The organism is Chryseobacterium cucumeris (genome assembly GCF_001593385.1).
Lineage (GTDB): Bacteria > Bacteroidota > Bacteroidia > Flavobacteriales > Weeksellaceae > Chryseobacterium > Chryseobacterium cucumeris.
Map to the genome: position 1 here is coordinate 343,641 of NZ_LUVZ01000012.1, position 26,139 is coordinate 369,779.

At 37.1% G+C, this 26,139-nt stretch carries 22 protein-coding genes; 15 read left to right on the plus strand and 7 right to left on the minus strand.

From position 1 onward, the window contains the following. The first annotated feature begins 12 nt into the window (after positions 1-12). The 4 genes from A1704_RS10485 (at position 13) to A1704_RS10505 (ending at position 4,787) form a co-directional block, all read left to right on the plus strand. Positions 13-1,572 (plus strand): SGNH/GDSL hydrolase family protein, encoded by a 1,560-nt coding sequence (locus A1704_RS10485; protein ID WP_062673134.1) that lies wholly within the window; start codon positions 13-15, stop codon positions 1,570-1,572. Positions 1,573-1,657: 85 nt separating this feature from the next. Further along, positions 1,658-2,596, plus strand: coding sequence for a ribose-phosphate pyrophosphokinase (locus tag A1704_RS10490; protein ID WP_062673136.1), 939 nt, complete (start codon positions 1,658-1,660; stop codon positions 2,594-2,596). 56 nt (positions 2,597-2,652) lie between these two features. After that, positions 2,653-3,300, plus strand: a complete 648-nt coding sequence (locus A1704_RS10495; protein WP_062673138.1) for a 50S ribosomal protein L25/general stress protein Ctc — start codon at positions 2,653-2,655, stop codon at positions 3,298-3,300. A 266-nt stretch (positions 3,301-3,566) separates the two neighbouring features. Next, positions 3,567-4,787 carry an aminotransferase class V-fold PLP-dependent enzyme gene (locus tag A1704_RS10505; RefSeq protein ID WP_062673142.1) on the plus strand — a complete coding sequence of 407 codons (1,221 nt, stop codon included), beginning with the start codon at positions 3,567-3,569 and terminating at the stop codon, positions 4,785-4,787. Between the two features lie 295 nt (positions 4,788-5,082). Here A1704_RS10505 and hemE read toward each other — a convergent pair whose 3' ends face one another. From hemE to hemA, 4 genes are all read right to left on the minus strand, one after another. Next, positions 5,083-6,114 carry a uroporphyrinogen decarboxylase gene (gene hemE, locus A1704_RS10510; protein WP_047376227.1) on the minus strand — a complete coding sequence of 344 codons (1,032 nt, stop codon included), beginning with the start codon at positions 6,112-6,114 and terminating at the stop codon, positions 5,083-5,085. A gap of 46 nt (positions 6,115-6,160) precedes the next feature. After that, on the minus strand, positions 6,161-6,844 hold the full coding sequence (locus A1704_RS10515; protein ID WP_062673143.1) for a uroporphyrinogen-III synthase: 684 nt from the start codon (positions 6,842-6,844) through the stop codon (positions 6,161-6,163). A 64-nt stretch (positions 6,845-6,908) separates the two neighbouring features. Further along, complete coding sequence (gene hemC / locus A1704_RS10520) at positions 6,909-7,817, minus strand: hydroxymethylbilane synthase (protein ID WP_062673145.1); 909 nt, start codon at positions 7,815-7,817, stop codon at positions 6,909-6,911. Continuing rightward, complete coding sequence (gene hemA / locus A1704_RS10525) at positions 7,804-9,078, minus strand: glutamyl-tRNA reductase (RefSeq protein ID WP_062673147.1); 1,275 nt, start codon at positions 9,076-9,078, stop codon at positions 7,804-7,806. The genes hemC and hemA overlap by 14 nt, the downstream gene beginning before the upstream one ends. A 402-nt stretch (positions 9,079-9,480) precedes the next feature. Between hemA and A1704_RS10535 the strand changes: the two genes are divergently transcribed. From A1704_RS10535 to A1704_RS10560, 6 genes are all read left to right on the plus strand, one after another. Continuing rightward, positions 9,481-10,506 (plus strand): rod shape-determining protein, encoded by a 1,026-nt coding sequence (locus tag A1704_RS10535; RefSeq protein ID WP_002982450.1) that lies wholly within the window; start codon positions 9,481-9,483, stop codon positions 10,504-10,506. A gap of 28 nt (positions 10,507-10,534) precedes the next feature. Continuing rightward, positions 10,535-11,389, plus strand: a complete 855-nt coding sequence (gene mreC / locus A1704_RS10540) for a rod shape-determining protein MreC (RefSeq protein WP_062673151.1) — start codon at positions 10,535-10,537, stop codon at positions 11,387-11,389. Beyond that, positions 11,382-11,888 (plus strand): hypothetical protein, encoded by a 507-nt coding sequence (locus A1704_RS10545; RefSeq protein ID WP_002982456.1) that lies wholly within the window; start codon positions 11,382-11,384, stop codon positions 11,886-11,888. Before mreC ends, A1704_RS10545 begins: the two co-directional genes overlap by 8 nt. After that, entirely contained in the window at positions 11,885-13,930 is a 2,046-nt protein-coding gene (locus A1704_RS10550; RefSeq protein ID WP_062673153.1) for a peptidoglycan D,D-transpeptidase FtsI family protein, read from the plus strand. Before A1704_RS10545 ends, A1704_RS10550 begins: the two co-directional genes overlap by 4 nt. After that, positions 13,927-15,156, plus strand: a complete 1,230-nt coding sequence (gene rodA / locus A1704_RS10555) for a rod shape-determining protein RodA (RefSeq protein WP_062673155.1) — start codon at positions 13,927-13,929, stop codon at positions 15,154-15,156. Before A1704_RS10550 ends, rodA begins: the two co-directional genes overlap by 4 nt. 89 nt (positions 15,157-15,245) lie before the next feature. Continuing rightward, on the plus strand, positions 15,246-15,827 hold the full coding sequence (locus A1704_RS10560) for a pentapeptide repeat-containing protein (protein WP_062673156.1): 582 nt from the start codon (positions 15,246-15,248) through the stop codon (positions 15,825-15,827). A gap of 185 nt (positions 15,828-16,012) precedes the next feature. Here the strand turns inward: A1704_RS10560 and A1704_RS10565 are convergent, their stop codons facing one another. Together A1704_RS10565 and A1704_RS10570 are read right to left on the minus strand one after the other, a co-directional pair. Then, a complete protein-coding gene (locus A1704_RS10565) occupies positions 16,013-16,723 on the minus strand; it encodes a C40 family peptidase (protein WP_062673158.1) in 711 nt (236 codons plus the stop codon). A gap of 339 nt (positions 16,724-17,062) precedes the next feature. Further along, positions 17,063-19,258, minus strand: a complete 2,196-nt coding sequence (locus tag A1704_RS10570; protein ID WP_062673160.1) for a glutamine synthetase III family protein — start codon at positions 19,256-19,258, stop codon at positions 17,063-17,065. Between the two features lie 303 nt (positions 19,259-19,561). On the opposite strand from A1704_RS10570, the gene A1704_RS10575 reads away from it, so the two are divergent. From A1704_RS10575 to A1704_RS10585, 3 genes are all read left to right on the plus strand, one after another. Beyond that, positions 19,562-21,253 (plus strand): DUF6909 family protein, encoded by a 1,692-nt coding sequence (locus A1704_RS10575; RefSeq protein WP_062673162.1) that lies wholly within the window; start codon positions 19,562-19,564, stop codon positions 21,251-21,253. Positions 21,254-21,447: 194 nt separating this feature from the next. Continuing rightward, complete coding sequence (locus tag A1704_RS10580) at positions 21,448-21,918, plus strand: DinB family protein (RefSeq protein WP_062673164.1); 471 nt, start codon at positions 21,448-21,450, stop codon at positions 21,916-21,918. A gap of 177 nt (positions 21,919-22,095) precedes the next feature. Next, entirely contained in the window at positions 22,096-23,934 is a 1,839-nt protein-coding gene (locus A1704_RS10585; protein WP_062673165.1) for a M1 family metallopeptidase, read from the plus strand. Between the two features lie 48 nt (positions 23,935-23,982). On the opposite strand, the gene A1704_RS10590 is transcribed toward A1704_RS10585, so the two are convergent. Beyond that, entirely contained in the window at positions 23,983-24,585 is a 603-nt protein-coding gene (locus A1704_RS10590) for a hypothetical protein (protein ID WP_131797501.1), read from the minus strand. Positions 24,586-24,776: 191 nt separating this feature from the next. Between A1704_RS10590 and A1704_RS10595 the strand changes: the two genes are divergently transcribed. Next, positions 24,777-25,535, plus strand: a complete 759-nt coding sequence (locus A1704_RS10595) for a type III pantothenate kinase (RefSeq protein ID WP_062673778.1) — start codon at positions 24,777-24,779, stop codon at positions 25,533-25,535. Positions 25,536-25,603: 68 nt separating this feature from the next. Further along, positions 25,604-26,131 (plus strand): GNAT family N-acetyltransferase, encoded by a 528-nt coding sequence (locus A1704_RS10600; protein WP_062673169.1) that lies wholly within the window; start codon positions 25,604-25,606, stop codon positions 26,129-26,131. Positions 26,132-26,139: the final 8 nt, after the last annotated feature.

Genomic DNA, 26,139 nt, shown 5'->3' on the forward strand with positions numbered 1-26,139 from the left:
TTTTAGAAGACTATGAAAAAAATTATAATATCGACAATTGCAGTTTCTGCACTTCTTTTTACAGTAAGCTGTAATACGGATTTCGATACGGATGTGAAAGATATCCCGGTAACAAAAGGAGACGCAGACTTTTCAAAATATATCTCATTAGGAAACTCTCTTACTTCAGGATATCGTGATGGTGCATTGTATAGCAGTGGACAGAATGAATCTTATCCAAGTATGATCGCTGCACAAATGAAATTGGCAGGTGGAGGAGATTTTAAACAACCTTTAATGCCTAATGACGTAGGTGGGTTCAACAATCTTCCGGGTTTCCCGGGAAAACTGACTCTTCAGGTAGTTAATGGATCTTTAGCTCCTGTGCCAAGCGGGGCAGCAGCAGCATTAGATGTATTATCTGGCGGAGGTACTTATAATAATATGGGGGTTCCTGGTGCCAAGTCCTTCCACTTAGTTGCTCCTGGGTATGGTAGTCAGGCAGGTCTTGCAGCGGGTACGGCTAATCCTTACTTTGTAAGGTTTGCTTCTTCAGCTACTACAAGTGTATTGGCGGATGCTATGGCTCAGAAAGCAACATTTTTCTCTTTGTGGATAGGGAATAATGATGTACTGTCTTATGCTACTAATGGAGGGACAAACTCTCAGACTGTAGGAGGTGTTACCACTTATACAGCAGCTACAGTTCAGACAGGAAATACCAATCCTACAACGTATAAATCAAATGATATCTCTGATCCTGCATTAGTAGCTGGATCTATTAAAGCGGTTTTAGATGGTCTTAAAAGTGTAGGAACTACAAAAGGAGTTATTGCTAATATCCCTTCTGTTACTTCAGTTCCTTTCTTTACTACGGTACCTTATAACCCTTTGACGCCTGCTCTTTTAGGTTCAAACCTGACAACTCTTAACACCAGTTTATATGGTCCGTTGAAGCAGGCTCTTACTGCTTTTGGAGCTGGGGATAGAATTAATCTACTTTCCGCTACAGGTCCAAATCCTGTTTTAATTAAAGATGTTGCTTTGACAGATTTATCAGCTCAGCTTACAGCTGCTTTAACTCCTTCTTTGGGAGCACCGACAGCTGCTGCTTTTGGTCAGATCTTTGGACAGGCAAGACAGGCTACTGCAGATGATTATATTTTGCTTACGACTAGTTCTGTAATTGGAAGTACTGCGGTGGGAGTTCCTGCTCCGGTAAATGTTTATGGAATTTCTTATCCATTACAAAACCAACATGTATTAACAAAAACAGAAGCTGGCTATGTGAAAACAGCAACTACTGCATATAATGCTTCTATAAAATCACTTGCTGATTCCTATGGACTTGCATTTGTAGATGCCAACACTAAGATGATTGAACTGAATGCACAGTCAGGAATTTTATTTGATGGTGTAAAATATACTGCGAAATTTGTAACAGGAGGAGCTTTCTCTCTAGATGGAGTTCACCTTACAGGACGTGGATACGGTATTGTTGCTAATGAATTTATCAAGTCTATCAATGCTAAATATAAGTCTACACTTCCGCAGGTAGATCCGAACAAATATTCAGGAGTTAAATTCCCTTAATAATTGATAAAATAAAAACTTAGAAACCACAAGAGTAAATCTTGTGGTTTTTTTTTAAATTTGCAAAATCTTTTAAAAAGTAAAAATGGCCGATCAGTTAAGTTATCTATTTTGTACAAGAACCAGCAGGGACTTGGCAGAGAAAATTGCCCAGAGTTATGGGAAAGAATTAGGAAAAATCAACTTTCAGGAGTTCAGCGACGGGGAATTTGAGCCTGTTTTGGACGAATCTGTAAGAGGAGGAAGAGTTTTCCTGATTGGATCTACATTCCCTCCTGCAGACAATCTTTTGGAACTTCTTCTAATGATTGATGCAGCAAAAAGAGCTTCTGCAAAGAGCATCACCGTAGTAATTCCTTACTTCGGACTTGCCAGACAGGACAGAAAAGACAAACCAAGAGCGCCGATCGGTGCAAAATTAGTTGCTAACCTTCTTACTGCAGCAGGAGCAACAAGAATCATGACAATGGATCTTCACGCAGATCAGATTCAGGGATTCTTCGAGATTCCGGTAGATCATCTGTATGCTTCTACTATTTTCGTAGACCACATCAGATCTTTGAATCTTGATAACCTTACCATTGCTTCTCCTGATATGGGAGGAGCAAAAAGAGCGAAAAACTATGCCGGTCACCTGGGTGCTGAAGTAGTAATTGCTTATAAGGAAAGAAAAAAAGCAAACGTTGTAGAAGAAATGTTCCTTATCGGGGATGTTACAGGTAAAAATGTAATCCTTATTGATGATATGATTGATACTGCAGGTACACTTTGCAAAGCTGCAGATATCTTAATTGAAAAAGGTGCAAAAACAGTAAGAGCTATGGCTACTCACGGAGTGCTTTCAGGAAAGGCTTACGAGAATATTGAGAACTCGCAACTGCTGGAAGTTATTGTAACTGACTCAATTCCTGTTAAAAATAATTTGTCATCTAAAATAAAAGTGCTATCTTGCGCCCCGTTATTTGCAGACGTTATGACAATGGTTCATGAGCACAAATCAATTAGTAGCAAGTTTGTTATTTAATTGATTTTAAATAAGTTGCAAATTAAAATAAGAACAATTTTTTAAATTTTTTATAAATGAAATCTATTACAATTCAAGGTACAAAAAGAGAAAGCGTGGGCAAAAAGTCTACAAAAGCTTTACGTGATGCTGAATTAGTTCCTTGTGTTGTTTATGGAGGTGAAGCACCTTTGAACTTCTCTGCTGAAGAGAGAGCTTTCAAAGGATTAGTATACACTCCTGAAGCACACACGGTATCTATTGAGGTTGACGGAAAAACAATTCCAGCTGTTCTTCAGGATATTCAGTTCCACCCGATTACTGACAAAATTCTTCACGTTGACTTCTATCAGTTATCTGATGATAAGCCAGTGATCATGGAAGTTCCGGTAAGAATTACAGGACGTTCAAAAGGTGTTGTAGCTGGTGGTGTTTTACGTCAGTCTTTCAGAAAACTAAAAGTAAAAGCTATCCCTGCTAACCTACCTGACGAAGTAGTAGTTGATGTTACTCCATTAAGAATTGGTAACAAACTTTACATCGGTGGTATCAAAACAGAAGGATATTCTTTCATGCACCCTGACAATGCAGTAGTAGTTGCTGTTAAGATGTCTAGAAATGCAATGAAAGGTGGTGCAGCTGCAATGGATGATGATGATGAGGAAGAAGTTGCAACTGAAGAAGGTGCAGCTCCTGAAGCAGCAGCAGAAACTGCAGCAGAATAAGAATTGCTTATTTAAACAATATAAGAACCCGTCAGTTATGGCGGGTTTTTTATTTGATAGCCAGTCTCAGCTGAAAGAACTGAGCAAACTTAAAAGGGTTGGTTTCAATTTCATCTTTTTGCTTTATTGTTTTTCTTCACCTTACACTATCGAATATTTCTATCAACTGACAATGATCAGGAGCCAACCCCATGCTTCCTTTCGGAAAAAAAGCCGTAAATTTGAAGAGTTCTAAATAAGGACGTTTTAATTTAAAAAATAAATAAATGTTTGACATTCAGGAAATAAGAAGCCAGTTTTCTATATTGGACAGAGAAGTGAACGGTAAACCTTTGGTTTATCTGGATAATGCAGCTACATCCCAAAAACCAAATTCAGTTTTGGAAGTCTGTCACGCATATTATACAGAACTTAATGCCAACGTTCACAGAGGAATTCATACACTGAGCCAGCTGGCAACAGAAGAAATGGAGCTTTCAAGAAGAAAGATTCAGAAATTCATCAATGCTGAACATGACTTTGAAGTAATTTTTACAAAGGGAACAACAGAAGGGTTGAACCTTATCGCTTATATTTTAACACAGAAACTGCAGAAAGATGATGAAATCATTATTTCTTATCTTGAGCACCATTCCAATATTGTTCCATGGCAAATGCTGTGTGAAAGAACCGGAGCGAAACTTCGCGTAATTCCGATTGATGAGAACGGAATCCTTCAGATGGATTATTTTGATCAGTTTTTGAGTGAAAAAACGAAGGTTGTTTCTGTAAATCAGGTTTCTAATGCTTTGGGGATTGTAAATCCAATTGAGGAAATTATTGCTAAAACAAGAAAAAATACAGATGCTTATGTTGTGATAGACGGAGCTCAGTCTGCTCCGCATTTCAATATTGATGTACAGAAGATGGATTGTGATTTCTTTGTGTTCTCAGGTCATAAAATGTATGCTCCGATGGGAACAGGTATTTTATATGGAAAACAAGAAATATTGGAAGCTTTACCGCCGTTTCATGGAGGAGGGGAGATGATTGCGACGTGTTCTTTCGAAGGAACTACCTATGCAGGTCTTCCATTCAAATATGAAGCAGGAACACCGAATGTAGGAGGAAATATAGCTTTAGGTGCTGCCGTTGATTTCATGAACAGGGTAGGTCGTGAGAATATTCAAAACCATGAAAATGCTTTGTTGGAATATGCTCAAAGACATCTTTTAGAAATTGAGGGTCTGAAAGTATATGGTGAGAAAGCAAAAAGAACAGGTGTTGTATCATTTAATCTGGAAGGAGTGGGTATTGCCTCTGATGTAGGGATGATCCTTGATAAAATGGGAATCGCTGTAAGAACAGGACACCACTGTACACAGCCTATCATGAACTTCTTTAATATTGCCGGAACAGTAAGGGCAAGTTTCGCTGTTTATAATACTTTCGAAGAAATTGATGCCCTGGTGGAAGGTGTTAGAAAAGCACAGAGAATGTTGAGTTAATTAATAAAGAATCTCTACGATATAGAATTAAAGCAGCCTTTGAGCTGCTTTTTTTATTAGTCTATTGGTATACAATAACACCGGCCCTCAGTAATGACCGGATAATTGCCGGTAGCACATTCCAGGCAGATTTGTCCTTCTACTATAATACTTTTCATCTTTACTTTGTTTAGCTTTTTCATATGATGTGATTTAAAGGGGTAATAATCAAATGTAAAAACCTCCGGAAAATTAATTACAATAAAAAAGCCCTGTTAACGGATAACAAGGCTATTGTATTTTTAAGAGAATAATCTTACAAATTCGGTTTCCAGTCTACTACTGCTCTGATGAAAGCTTCAGCATTTTCGACAGGAACATTCGGTAGAATTCCGTGGCCTAAGTTGGCAATGTATCTGTCTTTTCCGAAACGGTTGATCATTTCATTCACCATCTTCTTAATGGTTTCAGGTGTTGAATGAAGTCTTGCAGGATCAAAGTTCCCCTGTAGCGTCATTGTATGGTTCGTTAAAGTTCTTGCGAATTCCGGTTTAATAGTCCAGTCAACTCCAAGAGCAGAAGCCTTAGACATTGTCATATCTTCCAGAGCAAACCAGCATCCTTTTCCAAATACTACAACATGAGTAAGGGGGCTTAATGCTTCAACAATCTGGTTGATGTACTGCCATGAGAATTCCTGATAATCTGTAGGAGAAAGCATTCCTCCCCAGGAATCGAAAACCTGTACTGCAGAAACTCCTTTTTCTACTTTTCTCTTCAGATAAGCGATTGTAGTATCTGTAATTTTTTGTAATAATAAATGTGCTGCTTCAGGCTGTTGGAAGCAGAAGGATTTTGCAATATCAAAAGCTTTACTTCCTTTTCCTTCTACACAGTAACAAAGAATGGTCCATGGAGAACCGGCAAAACCGATCAATGGAATGTCATTGTCCAGCTTCTGAAGTGTAAGTTCAATAGCATCGAAAACGTACCCTAAAGTATCATTCACATCCGGAGTTTCAATATTCTGAACCTGTTCCATTGTTCTGATTGGAGTATCTAACCATGGTCCAACAGATTCTTTCATTTTGAAATCAATTCCCATTGCCTGCGGAACTACCAGGATATCAGAAAACAGAATCGCGGCATCCAAAGGAAATCTGCGGATAGGCTGTAAAGTGATCTCAGCAGCAAGCTCTGGAGTCTGACATCTTGTAAAGAAATCATACTGATCTCTTAAAGCAATGAATTCCGGCAGATATCTTCCAGCCTGCCTCATCATCCAGACAGGAGGTCTTTCAACGGTTTCTCCGCGAAGTGCTTTTAAATATAGGTCGTTTTTTATCATAATCTATTGTAACTAATATTACCGGCAATATCCGGTAACAGATATTCTAAATCCTACTTCCGATTTCTTTTCTGATCAATGCAAATATGGATGTCAGTGTATTTTCTTCAGAAGTAAAAATTTCTTCCTGCGTATAATTTCTCAGCTCACTGGAAGTGGTTTCGCCAATGGAAAAAAGCTTCATGCCTTCCAGAGAATTTCGCCTTGCAAAACTACGAACTCCGCTCGGACTAAAAAATACCACAGCATGATATTTTTCAGTTATTATAGGATTGATTTCCTCAGTATTATAAATTGTAACTTTTTTGTACTTAATGTTTTGTAACGGAAGGTCTTTGTCCAGAACATTGATGGCAAGATTACCACAGAAGTGCAGGAACTGCTCGTACTGGCATTTTCCGATAATGAATCGCGAAAGAGTTTCAGCATTTTTCAGTACCTTAAATGTTCCAAAACCATGCTTTCTAAGCTCTCTTTTGGTCTTTTCACCTACACAATAGATTTTGTTATAGTTTTTGGCTGTAAAATTCTCATTGGGTTTGAATCTGTTTTTAAAAAAAGAAGCAACTCCATTGACACTGGTGAAAATCAGAGAATAGTTTTTCAGCTCAAAAGGACTGATCATAATGGGTTTAGTCTTAATTACCTCAACACAATCGACCAAAATACCCTCTCCTAATTCTTTGGATATAATCGTCTGGTCTATATTTTTGGTAAATAAGATTTTCATGTCTGTAAAATTAAGAAGATGAAAAAGAGTGGCTAAAGGAAGGTAAAAATATAAATCTGAGCTATCAGATCTGGCTTTTGATTTCTGCCATTAATTCTTTTCCTCCGTTTTCGAGAACAACTTTTGCAAACTTTTCTCCAAAATTCTCGGTTGGAGTATACACAAAGTTTTCATCCACAGAAATGCAGTTTTTCCCATCCAGAGAGCAAAGTGCCGCTTTGAAACGGATCTGATCACCGATGATTTCCGCAAATGCTCCGATAGGTGCAGTACAGCCTCCTTCTAAAGTGCTCAGGAAGTTTCTTTCAATCTCTACACAGATCTGAGTCTGTTGATGATTGATCTGGCTTACAATTTCGTTAATTTCCGGTTTGTCAGTATGTCCGGCTACAGAGATTACCCCTTGTGAAGGCGCAGAGATCATTAATGGAAGCATTTCGTAATCAATTTCCATTTTCATTCTTTTGATACCTGCCAAAGATAAGATCGTAGCATCGAAATCTCCGTCTTCAAGTTTTTGAAGTCTGGTTTGAATATTTCCTCGGATATCTGAAAAATCAGTAGTCGGATAATTTCTCAACCAGAAAGCTCTTCTTCTCAAACTGCTTGTAGCGAGTTTAAGTTCATGGAATTCTTTATTCCTTGAAGATTCTTTTCTGATCAGAATATCCTGTGGATAATCTCTTTCCAGATAAGCGATCATCTCAATATTTTGAGGCAATTGAGTGGGAACATCTTTTAAAGAATGTACGGCAATATCAATCTCGTCATTCAATAGAGCAATATCAAGATCTCTTGTGAAAACCCCGGTAATTCCTAAAGAATAAAGCGGCTGATTAAGGTTCTTATCGCCAGAAGAAACGATAGGAACAATTTCCGTTAAATAATTGTTGTTCTGAAGGTGCCTCGCAACCTCTCTAGCCTGCCAAAGTGCAAGTGCGGAATTTCTCGTTCCGATTCTAATGCTTTTCATTGAATTCGTTGTTTGGTTGTTCAACTAATATTTCGTGCATTAATTTACTAATTTCTTCGGCTTTTAAAGGATTATCGATGATATATTTTGCAAAACGGTTGGTGATTTTCTGGATCATTTTGTCAGAAAGTTCCATGTCCGTGATGTTTATGTATTTATTCTTTTTATAAAAATTATGCATTTCATTACGTTCCATGTTCTTTAGAACTGCTTTGAAATGATGAATATTGGGTGCCAGCTTTCTCTTTTTCTCCCATTCAATAAAGTCTTTCATCAGTTCCTTAATGATTTTTTCAGCTTTCGGGATTTCTCTTTCTCGCTGTTGAATCGTTTCCTGAATCTGTTTTGAAAGCTCATCTACGTCAATCAGGGTTACATTTTTATTTTCTGTAACATTCTTTTCAACGTTATGAGGAATAGAAAGATCAATGATCAGTGTTTCTTTTCCGTTCGGGAAGTGAGACTGGTTGACAATAGGATGCTTGGCTCCTGTTGCCACAATAAGAATATCTGTATTTTTTAATTCCTGGTCAAAATCAGAATAATCAACGTGAGGAATATTATATTTCTGGGAAATCTTTTCCGCTTTCTCCTGAGTTCTGTTGGCAATTTTAATTTTCGGCTGATAGACATGTTTTACCAGATTTTCAACGGTATTCTGTCCAATTTCACCTACTCCCAAAAGAAGAATATTTTTTTCAGTGATTCTCTTCTGGTTGTTTAGAATATAATGAACCGCCGCATAAGAAACAGAAGCTGCACCATTGGAAATGCCGGTTTCATTTTTTATTCTTTTCGAAATTTGAATAGCCGCATTGATGGCTCTCTCCAGATAAGGATTAGAATTTTGTCTTTCTTTTTTGAAACGGCTGTATGCTTTTTTTATCTGCCCGATAATTTCAAAATCTCCAATAATCTGACTTTCAAGACCAGCTGCTACTCTGAAAAGATGAATCAATGCTTCCTCTTTGGTAAGAATATTCGCGAACTGAAGAAAATCTGTAAGTTGTACTCCAATGGTTTTGCAGTACTCTTCAGCTACTAAAAGATAATTGGGAGAAGTGGTGTAGATTTCGGTCCTGTTACAGGTGGAAACCACAAATGCATCACCAAGGTCTTCCTGATGGACTCTGGAAACAAAGTTTTTGATGTTCTCATCAAAGAATGCAAACTTTCCTCTCGTTTCTACGTCGGCTTTCTCGTAGCTTATTGAAAGCACGGCAAAATTTGACGTTCGATGAATGTTGGAATACTGTAACATAAGCAGTCGCAAATTTACGATTTTTTTAATTAACCTCTCTCAGATAGTGTATATGATAATTATCGTAAAAAACTATAAAAGGGAAGAAAAGGTGTTTCTGGCAGAAATACAAAATCTTAAAATGATAAAATTCCGTGTTGGAAAAGAATTGTTGACGTTTCTGAGTTTTTGTTTTGGTCTTCAATACTGTGTTTTCTTGGTTTTTTACCCTTTTGTAATTACCTTTTTTGCCCTTTTAACATCCTATTAATTTTAGTTGAAATCAAACTCTGTAAATGTCTAAATTGAAAGTTAATAAAGAATTATAAATTTTAATAAAATTTTAACCAAATTAAGTTGGTGGGAAATTTCTTTAGTAGTCTTAAATTTATATCTTTGTAAACTTAAAATCAGAAGAAAAATATGAGTTTATTTGATATGTTTACGCAAGAAATTGCGATAGACCTTGGAACTGCTAATACCCTAATCATCCATAATAATAAAATTGTTATAGATCAACCTTCAATTGTTGCAATTGAACGTTCATCGGGTAAGCCGATTGCCGTCGGAGAGCAGGCCAAGCATATGCAGGGTAAAACTCACGAGGATATCAAAACAATCCGTCCTTTGAAAGACGGGGTTATTGCTGATTTCCACGCTTCTGAACATATGATCAAGGAATTTATCAAGAAAATTCCTGGAATCAAAGGTAAATTCATTCAACCGGCATTACGAATTGTAATCTGTATCCCTTCTGGTATCACTGAAGTTGAAAAAAGAGCGGTAAGAGACTCTGCTCAGAAAGTAAACGCAAAAGAAGTAAGATTGATCTACGAACCAATGGCAGCTGCAATTGGGGTTGGGATTGACGTTCAAAAGCCTGAAGGAAATATGATCATCGATATAGGTGGTGGTACTACGGAAATTGCTGTTGTAGCGTTAGGAGGTATCGTTTGTGATAAATCTGTTAAGATTGCAGGAGACGTATTTACCAATGATATTGCTTATTACTTAAGAACTCACCATAACCTTTATATCGGAGAAAGAACTGCTGAAAGAATCAAAATTGAAGTAGGTTCTGCGGTAGAAGATCTTGATGTAGATATCGAAGACATCCCGGTACAGGGTAGAGACCTTATTACAGGTAAGCCAAAAGAAATTATGGTTGGATACAAAGAGATTGCACGTGCATTAGATAAATCAATCATCAGAATTGAAGATGCCGTAATGGAAACATTATCTCTTACACCACCGGAATTGGCTGCTGATATTTACAAAACAGGTATTTATCTTGCTGGAGGAGGAGCGTTATTAAGAGGTCTTGCGGACAGAATTCACAAGAAAACAGGTCTTCCTGTATTTGTAGCTGAAGATCCGTTGAGAGCTGTAGTTCGCGGAACAGGTATTGCCCTTAAGAATATGGATAAGTTCAATTTCTTAATTAAATAATTTTAACTTTTTACGACTTTATATCTGAATGGGATTTTTGCTGAGATTATTTTCGAAGAATACTCTTTTCGTCTTCTTTATATTCCTGCAAATTATTGCTCTGGTTTTGATATTCTCAAGAAATGCCATGCAGAGATCCTGGATTGCAGGCCAAACGGCTGCGTTCAATTCCTGGGTTTCCGGATATATTGATGAAGGAGTTTCTTATCTGAAGCTAAAACAGATCAACGAAGATCTTGTGGTTCAGAATAAAGCCCTTATGACTGAACTCTATGGAAAAGACGGAGAGAAAAATCCTGTTTTCAAAAGAGTACACGATACCATTGGTGGCGGGCAGATCTATACTTTTGTTGATGGAGAAATTGTTTTCAACAGTATCAACAGAAGAAACAACTATTTTACAATCAACCGTGGCCGTAGAGACGGAGTCTTTCCTCAAATGGGAGTAATGGCGCCGAGAGGCATAGCGGGAATTGTAATCAATTCTACAGATAGTTATGCATTGGTTCAATCCGTGTTAAGTGTTAACAAGATCAGAATTAATGCAGCACTTAAAAACTCAGGGTATTTTGGTACTTTAACATGGAATGGAGATAACTCTAGGGTGATGCACCTGGCGGATATTCCGAAATATGTTGCATTGAAAGTAGGTGATACGGTTGTTACAGACGGTAAATCTGCTATTTTCCCTAAGGGAGTAACCATTGGTACTATTGCAGGATACTCTGTGGACAATAAAACCGGCTTCTGGGACATTTCCGTAGAGCTGAGTGAAAAAATGGGAGCGTTGAATAAAGTGTATGTAGTGAAGAATCTTAAGAAAGCAGAAGTGCAGAAGATTCAGGATACTATGCAGGCTGTAATAAAAAAAGAAAATGATTAGCAGGACTTTATTTACCGATATATTGATCATGATCTTTCTGGTTGCATTACAAATATTTGTATTGAACAGGATTACACTTTTCGGGAAATATACTCCGGTATTATATCCTGTCTTTGTCATGTTCTATCCATTTTTCAGAAACAAATTTCAGTTCCTGGCATTGAGCTTTTTAATAGGGTTGTCTATTGACGGTTTCCTCTATTCATGGGGGATCAATGCATTTGCAACAACGTTAATCGCTTATTTCAGAACGTTGATCTTCAGGACTTCCACAGATACGTCTACGGATTTTTTCTCATTCCAGTCCCTTCAATGGGCGCAGTTTTTGCTGTTTTTATTTTCAAGTATTTTCCTGCATCAGCTTTTAGTACAGTATATTGAGTTCTTTAAGTTTAGCAGGTTTTTTGAAATATTATTTAATGTGTTGGTGACAAGTGTAATTTCATTTATCTTTATAGTCATCTACGCATTAATATTTAAAATCAAACAAAAAGTTTGAACACACGTTATTTAAAAATTTTTTCCATCCTCGTTATTATCGCCCTTATTTTTGTGGCGAGGCTTGCTTATTTGCAGTTGTTTACAGACCGCTATGCCTTAAATGCGGCTAATACCTCCATCAAAACAGAATATGTTATTCCACAGCGTGGAGTCATTTTTGATAGAAATGGGAAAATCATGGTGGGTAACCAGCCTGCTTATGAAATTTCGTTTACCCAAGCTTTAATGAAACCTGACTTTGATACACTGGCGTTTTGTAGTTTAATGAAAATTACAAAACAGGATTTTATCAATAAAATCAATGTGATCAAAAAGGAAAAATATTATTCTAAGCTGACCCCGATGACTTTTATTAAAGACCTCAGCAGAGAAGATATTGCAAGAGTTCAGGAAATTATTTTTAAGTATCCCGCATTTAATATTGTATCAAGACCTCAGCGTCAGTATGAAGTTTCAACCTCCGGAAACCTTCTTGGTTATACCAGTGAGGTGAATGAAAGAGATATTAAAAAAGATTCACTATACTACTTACCGGGAGATTTCATTGGAAAAACAGGGGTTGAAAAATCCTACGAAAAAGAGCTGCGCGGAGTAAAAGGAGTGAAATACATCCAGAAAGATATCAGATTAAGAAATATTGGCTCCTATAAAAACGGATCTTTGGATAAAGACGTGATTACGGGTAAAGATATTACTTTAACCATTGATTACGACCTTCAGAGGACGGCAGAAGAAATGCTGGTTAATAAACACGGCGCAATTGTAGCTTTAGATCCTAATAACGGAGAAGTTTTAGTAGCTGCAACCGGACCGGATATTGACCCAAACCTTTTTACCGGACCTAATAAATCAAAAAACTTATATGCCCTTTCAAAAGATACCCTTTATGAAAATAAGCCAACTTTTGATCGTGCACTACAGGCCGGATATCCTCCGGGATCAACATTCAAATTACTGACTGCTTTAGCAGCAATGCAGATGGGTGTGATGGACGAGAAAACTATTTTTCCTTGTGGAGGGGGATTTTTCTATAAAGGGAAAAGAATTAAAGGCCATGGTGGAGCAGATCCGCTTATTCCTTCCATTCAGGTTTCCAGTAACTGTTTTTTTACCTACGCCTTTATTGCCATTATCAAAAAATATCCAGGAAATCCTTCAAAAGGTGTTGATGAGTGGAAAAAAATCATGAGCAGCTTCGGAGTCGGTGAATTTTTAAATAATGACTTTGCCGTTGGGGCAAGGGGTAGAATACCTTCAGGAGATTTTTACGAAAAAAGATTTAAAGCTATCATGAAGGCAAGCGGTTCTCAGAGAACTGATTTTAAAAACTGGGATGAAATGTCCACTGGTGCTATTTATAACGGAATGGGACAGGGCGATGTTTTGGTAACTCCTATTCAGCTGGCCAATTATGTGGCGGCTATTGCTAATAGAGGATGGTATTATACTCCTCATATTGTAAAAGGAATTGATGGGAAACCCAATCCGGATCCAAGATTTAAGGTTAAACATAAAACATTAGTTGATCCGAAGCATTTTGAACCGGTATTGAAAGGAATGGAAGCCGTAGTGTTGAGAGGAACGGCAAGAGGATTGAAATCCAATGACTTTACACAATTAGCAAAAACAGGAACAGCACAGGTGCCGCAAGGGAAGGATAATTCCATTTTTGTACTTATTGCTCCTGCTGATAAGCCTAAAATTGTTGTAGTAGCTGTAATGGAGCATGCGGGATTTGGTGCTACATGGGCAGGGCCAGCCTGTACAGTGATTGCTGAAAAATATATTACCGGTGATTTGAAAAGAGAAAATCTTTACAAAAAAATGATTACCTCGAGTTTCATGCCTGAATATAAAAGACAATGGATTGCAGATTTGAAGCGTAAAGGACTATATGTTGATCCTAAACCTGATTCCATCAAACAAAAAAGAATAAAGGATAGTCTGGAATTGGTAAAACAACAAAAGGCTAAGCTGCAAAAGAAAATAGAAGAGGACGCTAAAAAGAATAACACTGCTAAAAAACCTGTAAAGCAATGAAATGGACAGAAGGAATAGATAAACTTGGCCTTGGGCTGTATTTCCTGCTTTGCATTTTTGCCATTGCAAATATTTACAGTGTTGACCAGAAACTAGGAGAGAAGCAATTGGTTTTTTTCTGTATTTCTGTATTTGTAGGGCTGGTTATATTCGTAGGAAGAAGCAAATTCTTTGAGAATATGGCTGGTATTATTTACATTGGAGGAGTTTTACTGTTGATAGGTCTTTTCCCTTTTGGTAAAGAAATTCTGGGCCAGAAAAACTGGTATAAGTTTGGAAGTTTTACCATGCAGCCCGTTGAGTTTGCAAAGATAGGCACTGCTTTGATGCTGGCTAATTTTGTTTCAAGCCCGGATTTTAATATTAAAAATAAAAAATCTATCTGGACTGCCCTTGCTATTATAGGAATTCCGGCAGCAGTTGTTCTGGCTATTCCGGATGTAGGTTCTATGCTTGTGTTCATCGCCTTTTTCATCGCATTATATAGAGAAGGATTGAGTGGTCTTTTATTCGGTATAGGATTTATTTTCGCCGGAGTTTTTCTGATCTCACTGGCGATTCCTCCCATTTATGTTGCAGTAGCAGTTTTAGTGATTGCTGGTGTTTTGATCGCCATGAATTATCATAGAATGTCATGGGACGTCATTTCTATTTCAGGAATTGCAGGTTCTATTCTTATATTGTGCGGACTGGCTTTTGGATCACCTTATATTTTAGAAAAACTGCCGAAACACCAGAGAGAAAGAATTGAGGTTCTTTATAAGGGTGAAAAGGCATTCAGAGATACTTCCGGGTACAACTTATTATATTCAAAAACAGCCATCGGATCAGGTGGAATCTGGGGAAAAGGATACCGTGAAGGATCCGTTACCCAAGGGAAATTCGTTCCCGAACAGGAAACAGATTATATCTTTTGTACCGTAGGAGAAGAATGGGGCTTTGTTGGAAGTGCAGTTCTTATCCTGTGTTATATGGTTTATATCGGAAGAATCTACTATCTGGCAGAACAGCAGAAGTCTACTTTTAACCGGGTATTTGGATATTGCTTTGCCTCGATTCTGCTGATGCACTTTTCAATCAATTTAGGGATGGTTATGGGGCTTTTCCCAACCGTTGGGATTCCGCTTCCGTATTTCAGTTACGGAGGAAGTTCTTTATTGGCTTTCTCGATGATGACTTTTATCTTCTTTAAGCTTAATTATTCGGATAAGAATAGTTTGGTGTAAAAAAGGGAGGTTGGAAGCTGAATGATGGAAGTTTATCATTGTTCTGCTGACCAATTCGTTTTCAAAATCAACTTCATCAACACATTTTTATGAAACAATCCTATTTCTCAGACGAAGATTTCGAGAGCAAAGATTTCACGCAACTTCCTTTAGAAAAAAGTGAGTATGAAAACTGCACATTCAGAAACTGTAATTTTGAGTATGGAAACCTATCTGGCTTCAGCTTTACGGACTGTGAGTTTATCGAGTGTAACCTCAGCATGGCAAAATTGATAAAAACAGCATTCCATAACGTGATCTTCAAAGAATGTAAAATGTTCGGGCTTCAGTTCAATGAATGTAATGCATTCGGACTCTCTTTCAGATTTGATGGAAGTGCTTTACATAATTCCGTTTTTTATCAGACATCCATTAAGAAAACAGTTTTCAAAAATACCAAGTTAATTGAGGTCGATTTTAGTGAATGTGATTTATCAAATGCCGTCTTTAGTAATTGTGATCTGTCAGGCGCTGTTTTTGATGCTACAAACCTCGAAAAGGCTGATTTCCGGACATCGGTAAACTATTCGATAGATCCGGCTTTAAATAAGCTTAAAAAGGCTAGATTTTCACTTTCTGAAATCTATGGACTACTGTATAAATTAGATATTGAAGTTGACAAGAACAGTTGATATCTTCAGTCGTGTATAACTGCTATATTAAAATTTCAAAATTAAATCAATAGGAGCGGATTTTAACCGCTTTTCTCTTTAGCTGCTATTCCCATTGGTTTTAGCGAAAACTTGCCAAAAATGAGCACATAAAAAAGCCGTCAGATTTCTGACGGCTTCATTATTTAAATCAATTATTTATAAAATTAAAAATTTGCGGGTGTAGCAAGAGTAGTAGCGGCTAAGTTATTGTAAGCTTCTCCTTCTTCGTTGATCACTCTTTTTGCGAATCTGAATTTAGGTCCCCAATAAGAATCATTCAGTGAAGAAATCATTACCCCTTTTGATGTTGCTGCGTGGATAAATTTAATCTCACCCTCTTCAGAAACACTTTCTACAATACCTACGTGAGAAATTCTTCTTCCGTGAGAAAAGAAAATTAAGTCTCCTTTCTGTAGCTCTCCTTTTTCAACTCTCTCTCCTTCTTGAGCCTGAGAAGCCGCTACTCTAGGTAAGCTAAGCCCTGCTGCTGCTCCGAATACAGAAAGAACAAAAGCTGAACAATCGATACCGTTTCTGGTTGTTCCTCCATATCTGTAAGGAGTTCCAAGGTATGTTTCAGCTTCTTCAAGGATACCGTCAATGGTTTTATTATGTTTGATTGCTTTTGCAATTTCAGAATTCTTAACTGCTTTTTTAGCACTAGCGATAGATGCCGCCTTTTCTGCAAGGAAAGAGTCGATAAGTTTTTGCTTATCCTGCTCCATTTTTTTGTTATCTATAGAAGCTAGTTTGGCATCTGTTTTGTATTCTTTTGTGTAAGTTGCTGGTTTTGAAACCACATAATTTGTAGCACACGATTGCAATGAAACTGTAGTAACTAAAGCAACTAAATAAAACAAAACTCTTTTCTTCATATATATTTGATTATCCGTGTTAAAAAGGAATATTTATTTTCAAAAGCATTACAAAAGTAGAGATTCCGAACAAAAGACCTCTGATATGATAATTGTCAGGATCTTATTTTAACACATTTTAACATATAATTTACATATGTTAAAGAAAAATAAACCGCAACAGCCTGTTTTTGGTAAGTGTGCGGTTTTTTTTATTAAGATTCTTTAACAAACCTAATCGACTTTCTTCTAGAAATCAGGTTTTGTGACATAAAACTCTAATTTTAAGGGTTGTTAATAAAACAAAAAAATTCCCCGGAAAACCGAGGAATTTAAACTAATATGGAACTTTACAGGACGTTATTTTGTAAACAACATTTCTCTGTATTTTGTCATCGGCCAAAGCTCATCGTCCACCATCATTTCCAGTGCGTCAGAAGCTTCTCTGATCGGATCGAATAATGGTTTTACTTTATTACAATAGCTTTCTGCCTGTTTTTGGCTGTCTGAAATACCTTTGGCAGTTTCTCTGGCTTTTAGAAGTTCTTCAACCCCAAGTTTAATTTTAGAAACATTTTCAGAAATGCTTGTAATTAAACTCATTTGTTCTTTTGCCAAAGATTTGAACTCTTTATCACCAAAGATTTCTTTAAGACCTTTTACATTTTCAATTAATCTGTTCTGATAATTTAATGCGGAAGGAATGATGTGGTTTCTTGCGATATCTCCTAATACTCTTGATTCGATATCAATTACTGTAGAATATTTCTCTAGCTTGATTTCGTTTCTTGCTTCCACTTCTCTGTGGTTGAAAATTCCCATTTCTTCATACAGATCTAAGAACTTCTTATCCATTTCCTGTTTCAAAGCTTCAGGAGTGGTTTTGAGGTTGTTTAATCCTCTTTTCTTAGCTTCTTTCGCCCAGTCATCAGAATATCCGTCTCCTTCAAACATAATGTTTTTACACTGCTTGATGTATTCTCTCAATACGTTGAAGATGGCTTCGTCTTTCTTAAGACCTGTTTCAATTAAAGCATCCACTTCTTTCTTGAAATCATTAAGCTGTTTTGCAGCAATAGTATTCATTACGGTCATGGACTCTGCGCAGTTTGCGGAAGAACCTACCGCTCTGATTTCAAATTTATTTCCTGTAAATGCAAATGGAGAAGTTCTGTTTCTGTCTGTGTTATCTAACAGGATTTCTGGAATCTTTCCGACTACATTTAATTTTAATTCTGTTTTTTCTTCCGGAGATAGTTTTCCGTTGGTTACTTTTTCAAGTTCTTCCAATACACTGAACAACTGGGTTCCGATAAATACGGAAATAATTGCAGGAGGAGCTTCGTTGGCACCAAGTCTGTGGTCATTGCTTGCAGAAGCAATACTTGCTCTTAAAAGGTCTGCATATTCGTGAACAGCTTTAATCGTGTTAACAAAGAATGTTAAGAACTGTAAGTTTTTCTTTGGATTCTTTCCAGGGCTTAAAAGGTTTTCACCAGTATCTGTTGCTAATGACCAGTTGTTGTGTTTTCCGCTTCCGTTTACTCCGGCAAATGGTTTTTCGTGGAAAAGAATGTGGAAGTGGTGTTTGTGAGCTACTCTTGCCATGATGTCCATCAACAGAGAGTTGTGGTCTACCGCAACGTTTACTTCTTCAAACATTGGAGCAAGCTCAAACTGGTTAGGGGCAACCTCGTTGTGTCTTGTTGTTGCAGGAATTCCTAACTTCATACATTCGATTTCCAGCTCTTTCATGAAGTTCATTACTCTTGTAGGAATAGAACCAAAATAGTGGTCGTCCAATTGCTGCCCCTTTGCAGGAGAATGTCCTAATAAGGTCTTACCTGTTAATACAAGGTCAGGACGAGATTGGTATAATGCTGAATCAACAAGGAAATATTCCTGCTCCCAACCCAAAGTAGGAGTTACCTTCGTTACGTTTTTGTCAAAATACTGCATTACGTTAGTCGCAGCCTCATCTACAGCATTCAAAGCTCTCAAAAGAGGTGCTTTGTAATCTAGTGTTTCTCCTGTATAAGAGATAAAGATGGAAGGAATACATAATGTAGTTCCCATAATGAATGCCGGAGACGTAGGATCCCAGGCTGTATAACCTCTTGCTTCAAAAGTATTTCTGATACCTCCGTTAGGGAAAGACGATGCGTCTGGTTCCTGTTGGATAAGCATGTTTCCGCTGAATCTTTCAATTGCTCTTCCTCCTTCAATGGGTGTAAAGAAAGAATCGTGCTTTTCTGCAGTAGTACCTGTTAAAGGCTGGAACCAGTGCGTGTAGTGGGTTACCCCTTTGCTCATTGCCCAGTCTTTCATCGCTACAGCTACCTGATCTGCAATATGTCTCTGGATCTTAGTTCCTTTTTTAATCGCATCCATGATAGAACCGAATGCTTCTTTTGTTAAATATTCTCTCATGGTTTCTTCTGAGAAAACATTTTTACAGAATAGCTCTGATAATTTCGCAGGGATCTCAACAGAGTTGTCTTTTCTGAAATCCTTAAATGGAAGGGTTTCTAATGCTTTGAATCTTAAGGTTGACATAATTGGGTTGATTTTTTACAGCGCAAATTTACAAAAAAAATGAATCAAAAATATTTTAACCCTAAAAATTTTAGGGGTGATCTGAAAATTTATATAATTTAAACAATTGTTTGGTGTTTTTTAACAGGGGTGTTTGTTATTTAATATTTAAGATGTGAGAATTCGCGCCTGTTTTATAGATGTCAATGTAAATATACTGTATATTGTGCAAATTAAAATAATACGATGGGATTAAACGACTTGTTAAAAGACAGTTAAAATAAAGTGGGCAAAGATTTTGTATATTTGTGTGAAATTTATTTTATGACAAATTCTAGAGCAAGAGAAACCACAGAGGCTATTGAAAGACTATATATCTCTATGAGACACCTATTTTATAGAGGATTTTTCAAGCCGGGCGGAGTTTCAGGAGAAAGTATCAGAAGTTTGTTGAAGACCATCAATCCCGAAATTTATGGAACCATGAATATTCCAAGTAAATTGGAACTTGACGGTTTGATGTATGTACTGGACAGACTTCCGGAAGGAATTGAAGAATGTGCTTTTATTCATCTTACATCTGATGAAGGGTTTGATAAAGGAAGTTTCGAACCCATTGTTCCGAAGAAAAGAAGAAGAAACTGTTATAGAATAGACGAACACCAGATGAATATTGAGGTTCTTTTGGGCCGTTCCGAAATTTATGATATTCTTACCCACCTTACCTTCCTTTTTATAGAAGCTGACAAAGTCCGTAATCTGGCATTTATCCAGGATGAAAACTGGAAGCCGACACGTGCCTTCAAAATTATTGAAGAAGTGGTAAAAGGTGAAAAGAAATACAGCAGAAAAGAAAAAGAAGTAGCACTTATTCATCTTTCTTCTTTAATAGGAAGATCTTTTGATGAGACTTTAAGAGCTTATAATACTTTTGGTGATGATCATAATCCTGACCGTCTGTTCAAAATCATTTACAACTTAGCAAAAGTAAGTCTTGATGATGCAAAAGGAAGCAGAGAAAGAGAGATTCATTTCAGTTCTATATTAAAAGAAAGAGTAGGTCACCACTATTTTGGAGAAAAATGGGCGAACAAAGTGAAAGAGGTTTTATTTGAAAATGATCTTCATATGCGTCCGTTACATATTATTTCAGCCAACATGCACTCGGTGAAAAATATGCTGTATGCCAATAATGCCCTTAAAAAGAAGCAGCACCACGAGGTGGATTATAAACTGTATGAAGAGATCTCCAACAAGAAAGAACTTCGTGATAAAGTTTTAAAATATGCTTTGGATGAAGGGATGATCCATATTGCAGATAAGAGTGGAAGTAATATTGATGTACAGATCATAGACCTCAGCAAAACAGACCTGAAAAATACGCCATTTGCAGACTGCAAGTTCGGAGGAGATGATGTGGTAATGGTTTTTGACTACGCATTCGGAGAGCAGGCTTTTGAAGTAATGGATGAATTGCTTCGTCCTTTTGAACATAAAGGAGAAGTGTATATGATGCATGTAAAATCGGTTTCTATTATGGGTAAAGCGGGTATTCTTACCGGAGAAAAAGGAGATATCATGATTCCTACTTCTCATATCTTTGAAGGAACAGCAGATAACTATCCTTTTGAAAATGCTTTAAAACTGGAAGATTTTAAAGATGATGAATTAAAAGCTTTTGAAGGACCAATGATTACAGTATTGGGAACCTCTCTACAGAATAAAGATATCCTTTCCTATTTTATGAATACTTCATGGAAAGCTATTGGTCTTGAAATGGAAGGAGCACATTACCAGAAAGCCATTCAGGTAGCATCTAAAATCAGGCACCATATTTCACCGGATCTGTTTGTCATGTATGCCTATTATGCATCGGATAATCCGTTGGAAACAGGAAGTACATTATCTTCAGGAGGGTTGGGTCTTACAGGGGTGAAACCAACGTATCTGATTACTTTAAGAATCCTTGAAAAGATTTTAAGAAGCGGTAAAAAAGAAGCTTCTGCTAAAAAATAATTGTAATTCAATCATTATAATATTAACCTCAGATACTTTTGTATTTGAGGTTTTTTTGTAATTAGTTAAACACGAATGTCACAAATGTATTTGCACAAATTGCACTATTTTATTGTGTTTAAAATAGTGATTTTCACTGGTAATATTTGTGTTTAAATAAAAACTTATCTTTAGGAAACATAAATAAAATATCCATGAGCTCAGTTTCACAACTTGCCAAAAGATTCAGAGAAGTACTGCTTGACGGTTTCTGGATCGCCAATACCAATTTTAAAGATCAGCTTTCAGAGGTGAGCTGGGAACAGGCGGTAACAAAAGTAGATGCTTTAAATACCATTGCGATGCTCACTTTTCACATTGATTATTATATTGCAGGAATTGTCAATGTCTTTGAAGGAGGAGATCTTGAGATTAAAGATAAATTCAGTTTTGATATTCCTTCCATAGAATCTCAGCAACAATGGGAAGACTTGCTGAGTAAACTCTGGACGGATTCTGAAAGGTTTGCCGCATTATTGGAACAAATGCCGGATTCCCAACTTGATGAGGTTTTCGTTGATGAAAAATATGGAACTTACCGAAGAAATATCGACGGAATGATTGAGCATAGCTACTATCACCTGGGCCAGATTACTTTAATTAAAAAACTGTTGAAAAGCCGATAAAGTATCCTTGTCAAGGTCTAAAACCTTGACAAGGATCACAAATAAGGTTAAAAAAAGAATTTAACCACCCGAAATAAAATCCATCTAAAACCATAACAAACAGGATAAGACCTCAGAATAACTCCTATTTGAGGTTCTTAGTTAAATTACCTACCTTTAGAAAAAATAAAATTTTAAATGAGAAAATCGGCTGCAATCATTTTTGCGTTTATCATTTCACAATTTCAGGCTCAGCAAGGAGCTTATTATCAGCAGACTGCGAAGTACAAGATGGATATTGATGTTAATGCTGAAAAATTTACCTATCAGGGAAAACAAACTTTAGAATACACCAACAATTCGCCGGATGAGCTGAATGTGGTTTATTTCCATTTATACTGGAATGCTTTCAAACCTAATTCCATGATGGATCAGAGAGTAGCTTCACAGGGAAAAAATGGTGATGGGAGACTTCAGAAAGACGGTATTTCAAGACTCGCTTCCATTCCAAAAGACCAGGAAGGAGCTCAGAACATTCACTGGATTAAACAAAATGGGAAAGAGCTGAAATTTGAAGTTCAGGAAACCATTATGAAAGTGTATCTGGCAGAACCTATCAAGCCTAATTCTACGACTACCTTTACAATGGATTGGGATGCTGTGATTCCTATGCAGATCAGAAGAAGCGGAAGAAACAACAGAGAAGGAGTAGACATGACCATGACGCAGTGGTATCCGAAAATTGCTGAATACGATTATGATGGCTGGGCCACTTTCGATTATCTGGGAAGAGAATTTCATGCGCCGTTCTCCGATTTTGATGTTACTATTAAGATTAATAAAGATTATGTAGTAGGAGCAGGAGGAATTCTGGAGAACCCTTCAGAAGTGAAAGGCTATGATGCCAATGCAAAAATAAAAACAGAAAAAGATAAAAAGGCAATCTGGAAATGGACGGCAAAAAACATCCTTGATTTCGCATGGAGTGCAGACAGAGATTATTCTGTAGAAAGCTTTAATGTTCCGGAAGGTCCGAAAGTATATCTGGTGTATCAGAAAAATGATAAAACGACAGCATGGGGTGAATCTCAGCCTTATATTACGAAATATTTCCAGATCATGAATGCTCATTTCGGAAAATATGTATATCCTACCTATGCCTTTATTCAAGGGGGAGACGGCGGAATGGAGTACGGGATGTGTACAATGATTTTAGGAGAAGCTAAAAGTGTTAAAGATTTGATGGGATTAATGGCTCACGAAGGATCTCACTCATGGTATCAGCAGATGCTTGCCACTAACGAATCTGTACGTCCGTGGATGGATGAAGGTTTTACAAGCTATGCGGAAGGCTATACCATGTATCAGTTATTCCCTGAAGATCTTCCGAATCCTTTTGTTGAAAGATTGGATGCCTACAGAAAATTTGTTAAGAAAGGAATTGAAGAGCCAGCTGTTTGGTTAGGTGATCACCATGATAACGGGACGTCTTACACATTTGCATCTTATGTAAAAGGTGAGTTATACCTGGTGCAGCTTGGATATATTATGGGAGAGCAGAATCTTGCCGAAACCTTAAAGCAATATTATGACCAGTGGAGTATGAAGCATCCTTCAGACAGGGACTTCCTTCACATTGCACAGAAAGTTTCAGGAATGGATCTGAAATGGTTCCATAACTACTGGATCAATACGACAAAAACTATCGATTACGGAATTAAGGATGTAAAATACGATGCAAAATCTACTACCATTACCTTAGTCAATAATGGCCAGGTTCCAATGCCAATTGATTTTGGCGTAATGACAACCGATAAGAAGATCGTTACGTATCAGATTCCAATGAATATGACTCATACATGGAAAGAAAAGGATGCGTATGGTGAGTTTAAAACAATGCCTTACTGGCCTTGGACTCAGAAAGAATATACGCTTACCATTCCTTACACAAAATCTCAATTATCTGTCCTGGGAATTGATTTCAGCCAGAGAATTGCAGATGTGAATATGGAAAATAACTTTGTTGAAGTGAAATAACAATAGACATATACAACGAAAAAACCACAGATGAATCTGTGGTTTTTTTTATTTTATTCCAAATTGCTGTACCATCCAGTGATTGGGATGATTTTGAGTAAGATCCTTCCGCAAATTTTCATCTTTGGTATTTAAATAACTGTATACCTTTAAAGGAACAGAATCCGGATATTCTTTTAAGCCGCTGGCCACCGTCATTTGTGCTTCTTCTTTTTTTGAGCCGCTATCTAAAGCCTCTGCTTTAAAAATGTAAATGATTGCCGGGAGCTTTCCATATACTTCCTTTGTTTCGCTTTCCAGAAGATGCATAGTTTCTATCTGAAACACCGGATTGGGGCTTTTTCCTTCTGCTAAGGCCTGGCTGATATGCTGCTGATACATCAAAAAAAGATAAAGCAGGTGTATATTCTTGGTATTTGAATCAGAAACTGCTTTTTGAAGTTTGTGGGTAAACTCGGGAGTCATTTCATCATTGTCAGCCTGAAGATTTTTTTGATAAAACTCATCCATCAGATCATAAACTGTTTTATCCTGAGTATCAATTTTCGACTGACTCTTTATTTTTTGTAAAATGCTTGCCATTGAATTGCCGGATTGCGCAAAAATGGTGACGCTGAGGCATAGTAAAGTACCGAAGATCAGTTTTTTCATGAGTTAATCAGAATAATTATAATGTGTTATTAAATATAGTGATTTGTTCTCAGGAAAGAAAAAATAAGTGTGTCATTGTAATTTAGTTTGATAATGACGGGTTCTTTTTCTTAAAATTATTAAATTTATTGCCTCAAAATCAAGCGGAAATTTCAATTATATATCATGAATTTCTTCTGAAAAATATGTCAATGAATTCAATCGTAATAAACGTAGGAAACAGCAATATCAGATTCGGTCTTTTCAATGGCGATAATTGTGATATTTCGTGGGTCATCAATACAAAACCTTACAGAACAGCAGATGAACTTTATGTACAGATGCTGATGCTCTATCAGACCTATAAAATTGATCCTAAAGAGATTGATAAGGTAATTATCGGATCCGTAGTACCTCAGCTTACCAAAGTAATGAGCTCCGGGATCAAAAAAATTCATGGAACAAATCCTGTGATTGTTGACAGAAATACACCTTCCGGAGTACAGGCTAAATCTAAGCAGATGGGAACCGATATCTATGCAAACCTGGTGGCTGCACACAATCTGTACCCGGACAGAAAGAAGATTGTCATAGATTTCGGAACAGCACTTACCGCAAGCTGTGTAGCAGAAACAGGGGAAACTTTAGGAGTAATTATCGCTCCGGGAATTGTAACGTCTCTGAATTCACTGATTAACCAGACCGCACAGCTTCCGGATATCGAACTGAAGAAACCAAAATCTGTTTTGGGACTGGATACGGTAACCTGTATGCAAAGTGGTATGGTATATGGTTTTCTCGGTATGGTGGAAGGCTTTGTCAGCCGTATCAACGAAGAAGTGAACGATGATTGTTTTGTAGTGGCAACAGGAGGAGTTTCCCATGTCTATAAACCTCTGACGGATAAGATTCATGTGATGGACAGGCTCCATACCTTGAAAGGTCTTTATTTCCTCGGAAAAGATTTATAAATTTAAATGATTAAGGTTGAGGTTGAATCCAGCTGATACTTTAGTTCCTCAATCTTACAATTAATATAATGGAAAAATTTCCCGTACTACAAACCGAAAGACTGATCCTTTCACAGCTGGAAGAAAAGGATATCCCTTTTATCGTTGAACTTCTTCAGCATAGGATTTTTTCTGACCTTACTTCCAATATTCCTTATCCATACGTGGAAAATGATGCCAGATCCTGGGTGGAAATGTCAAAAGAGGCTTTTGAAAATAACACAGGGTATACGTTTGCTATCCGGAATAAAGAGGGGCAAATCATAGGAGCTATCGGGCTGCATGACAGAGATGATGATAAAGCTGAACTTGGCTACTGGATAGGAATTCCTTACTGGAACAAAGGGTATGTAACCGAGGCTGCAAAAGCAATAATAGATTTTGGCTTTAATGAATTGAAGCTGAATAAAATTTTTGCTACTCATTTTCCCCACAATCCTGCTTCCGGAAGAATTATGGAGAAAGCAGGAATGGAGCAGGAGGCTGTTCTGATAAAAGAAGTGAAAAAGGACGGAGAATATTTTGATCTGGTGAGATATTGTATCTTAAAAGACTAAACAGATCG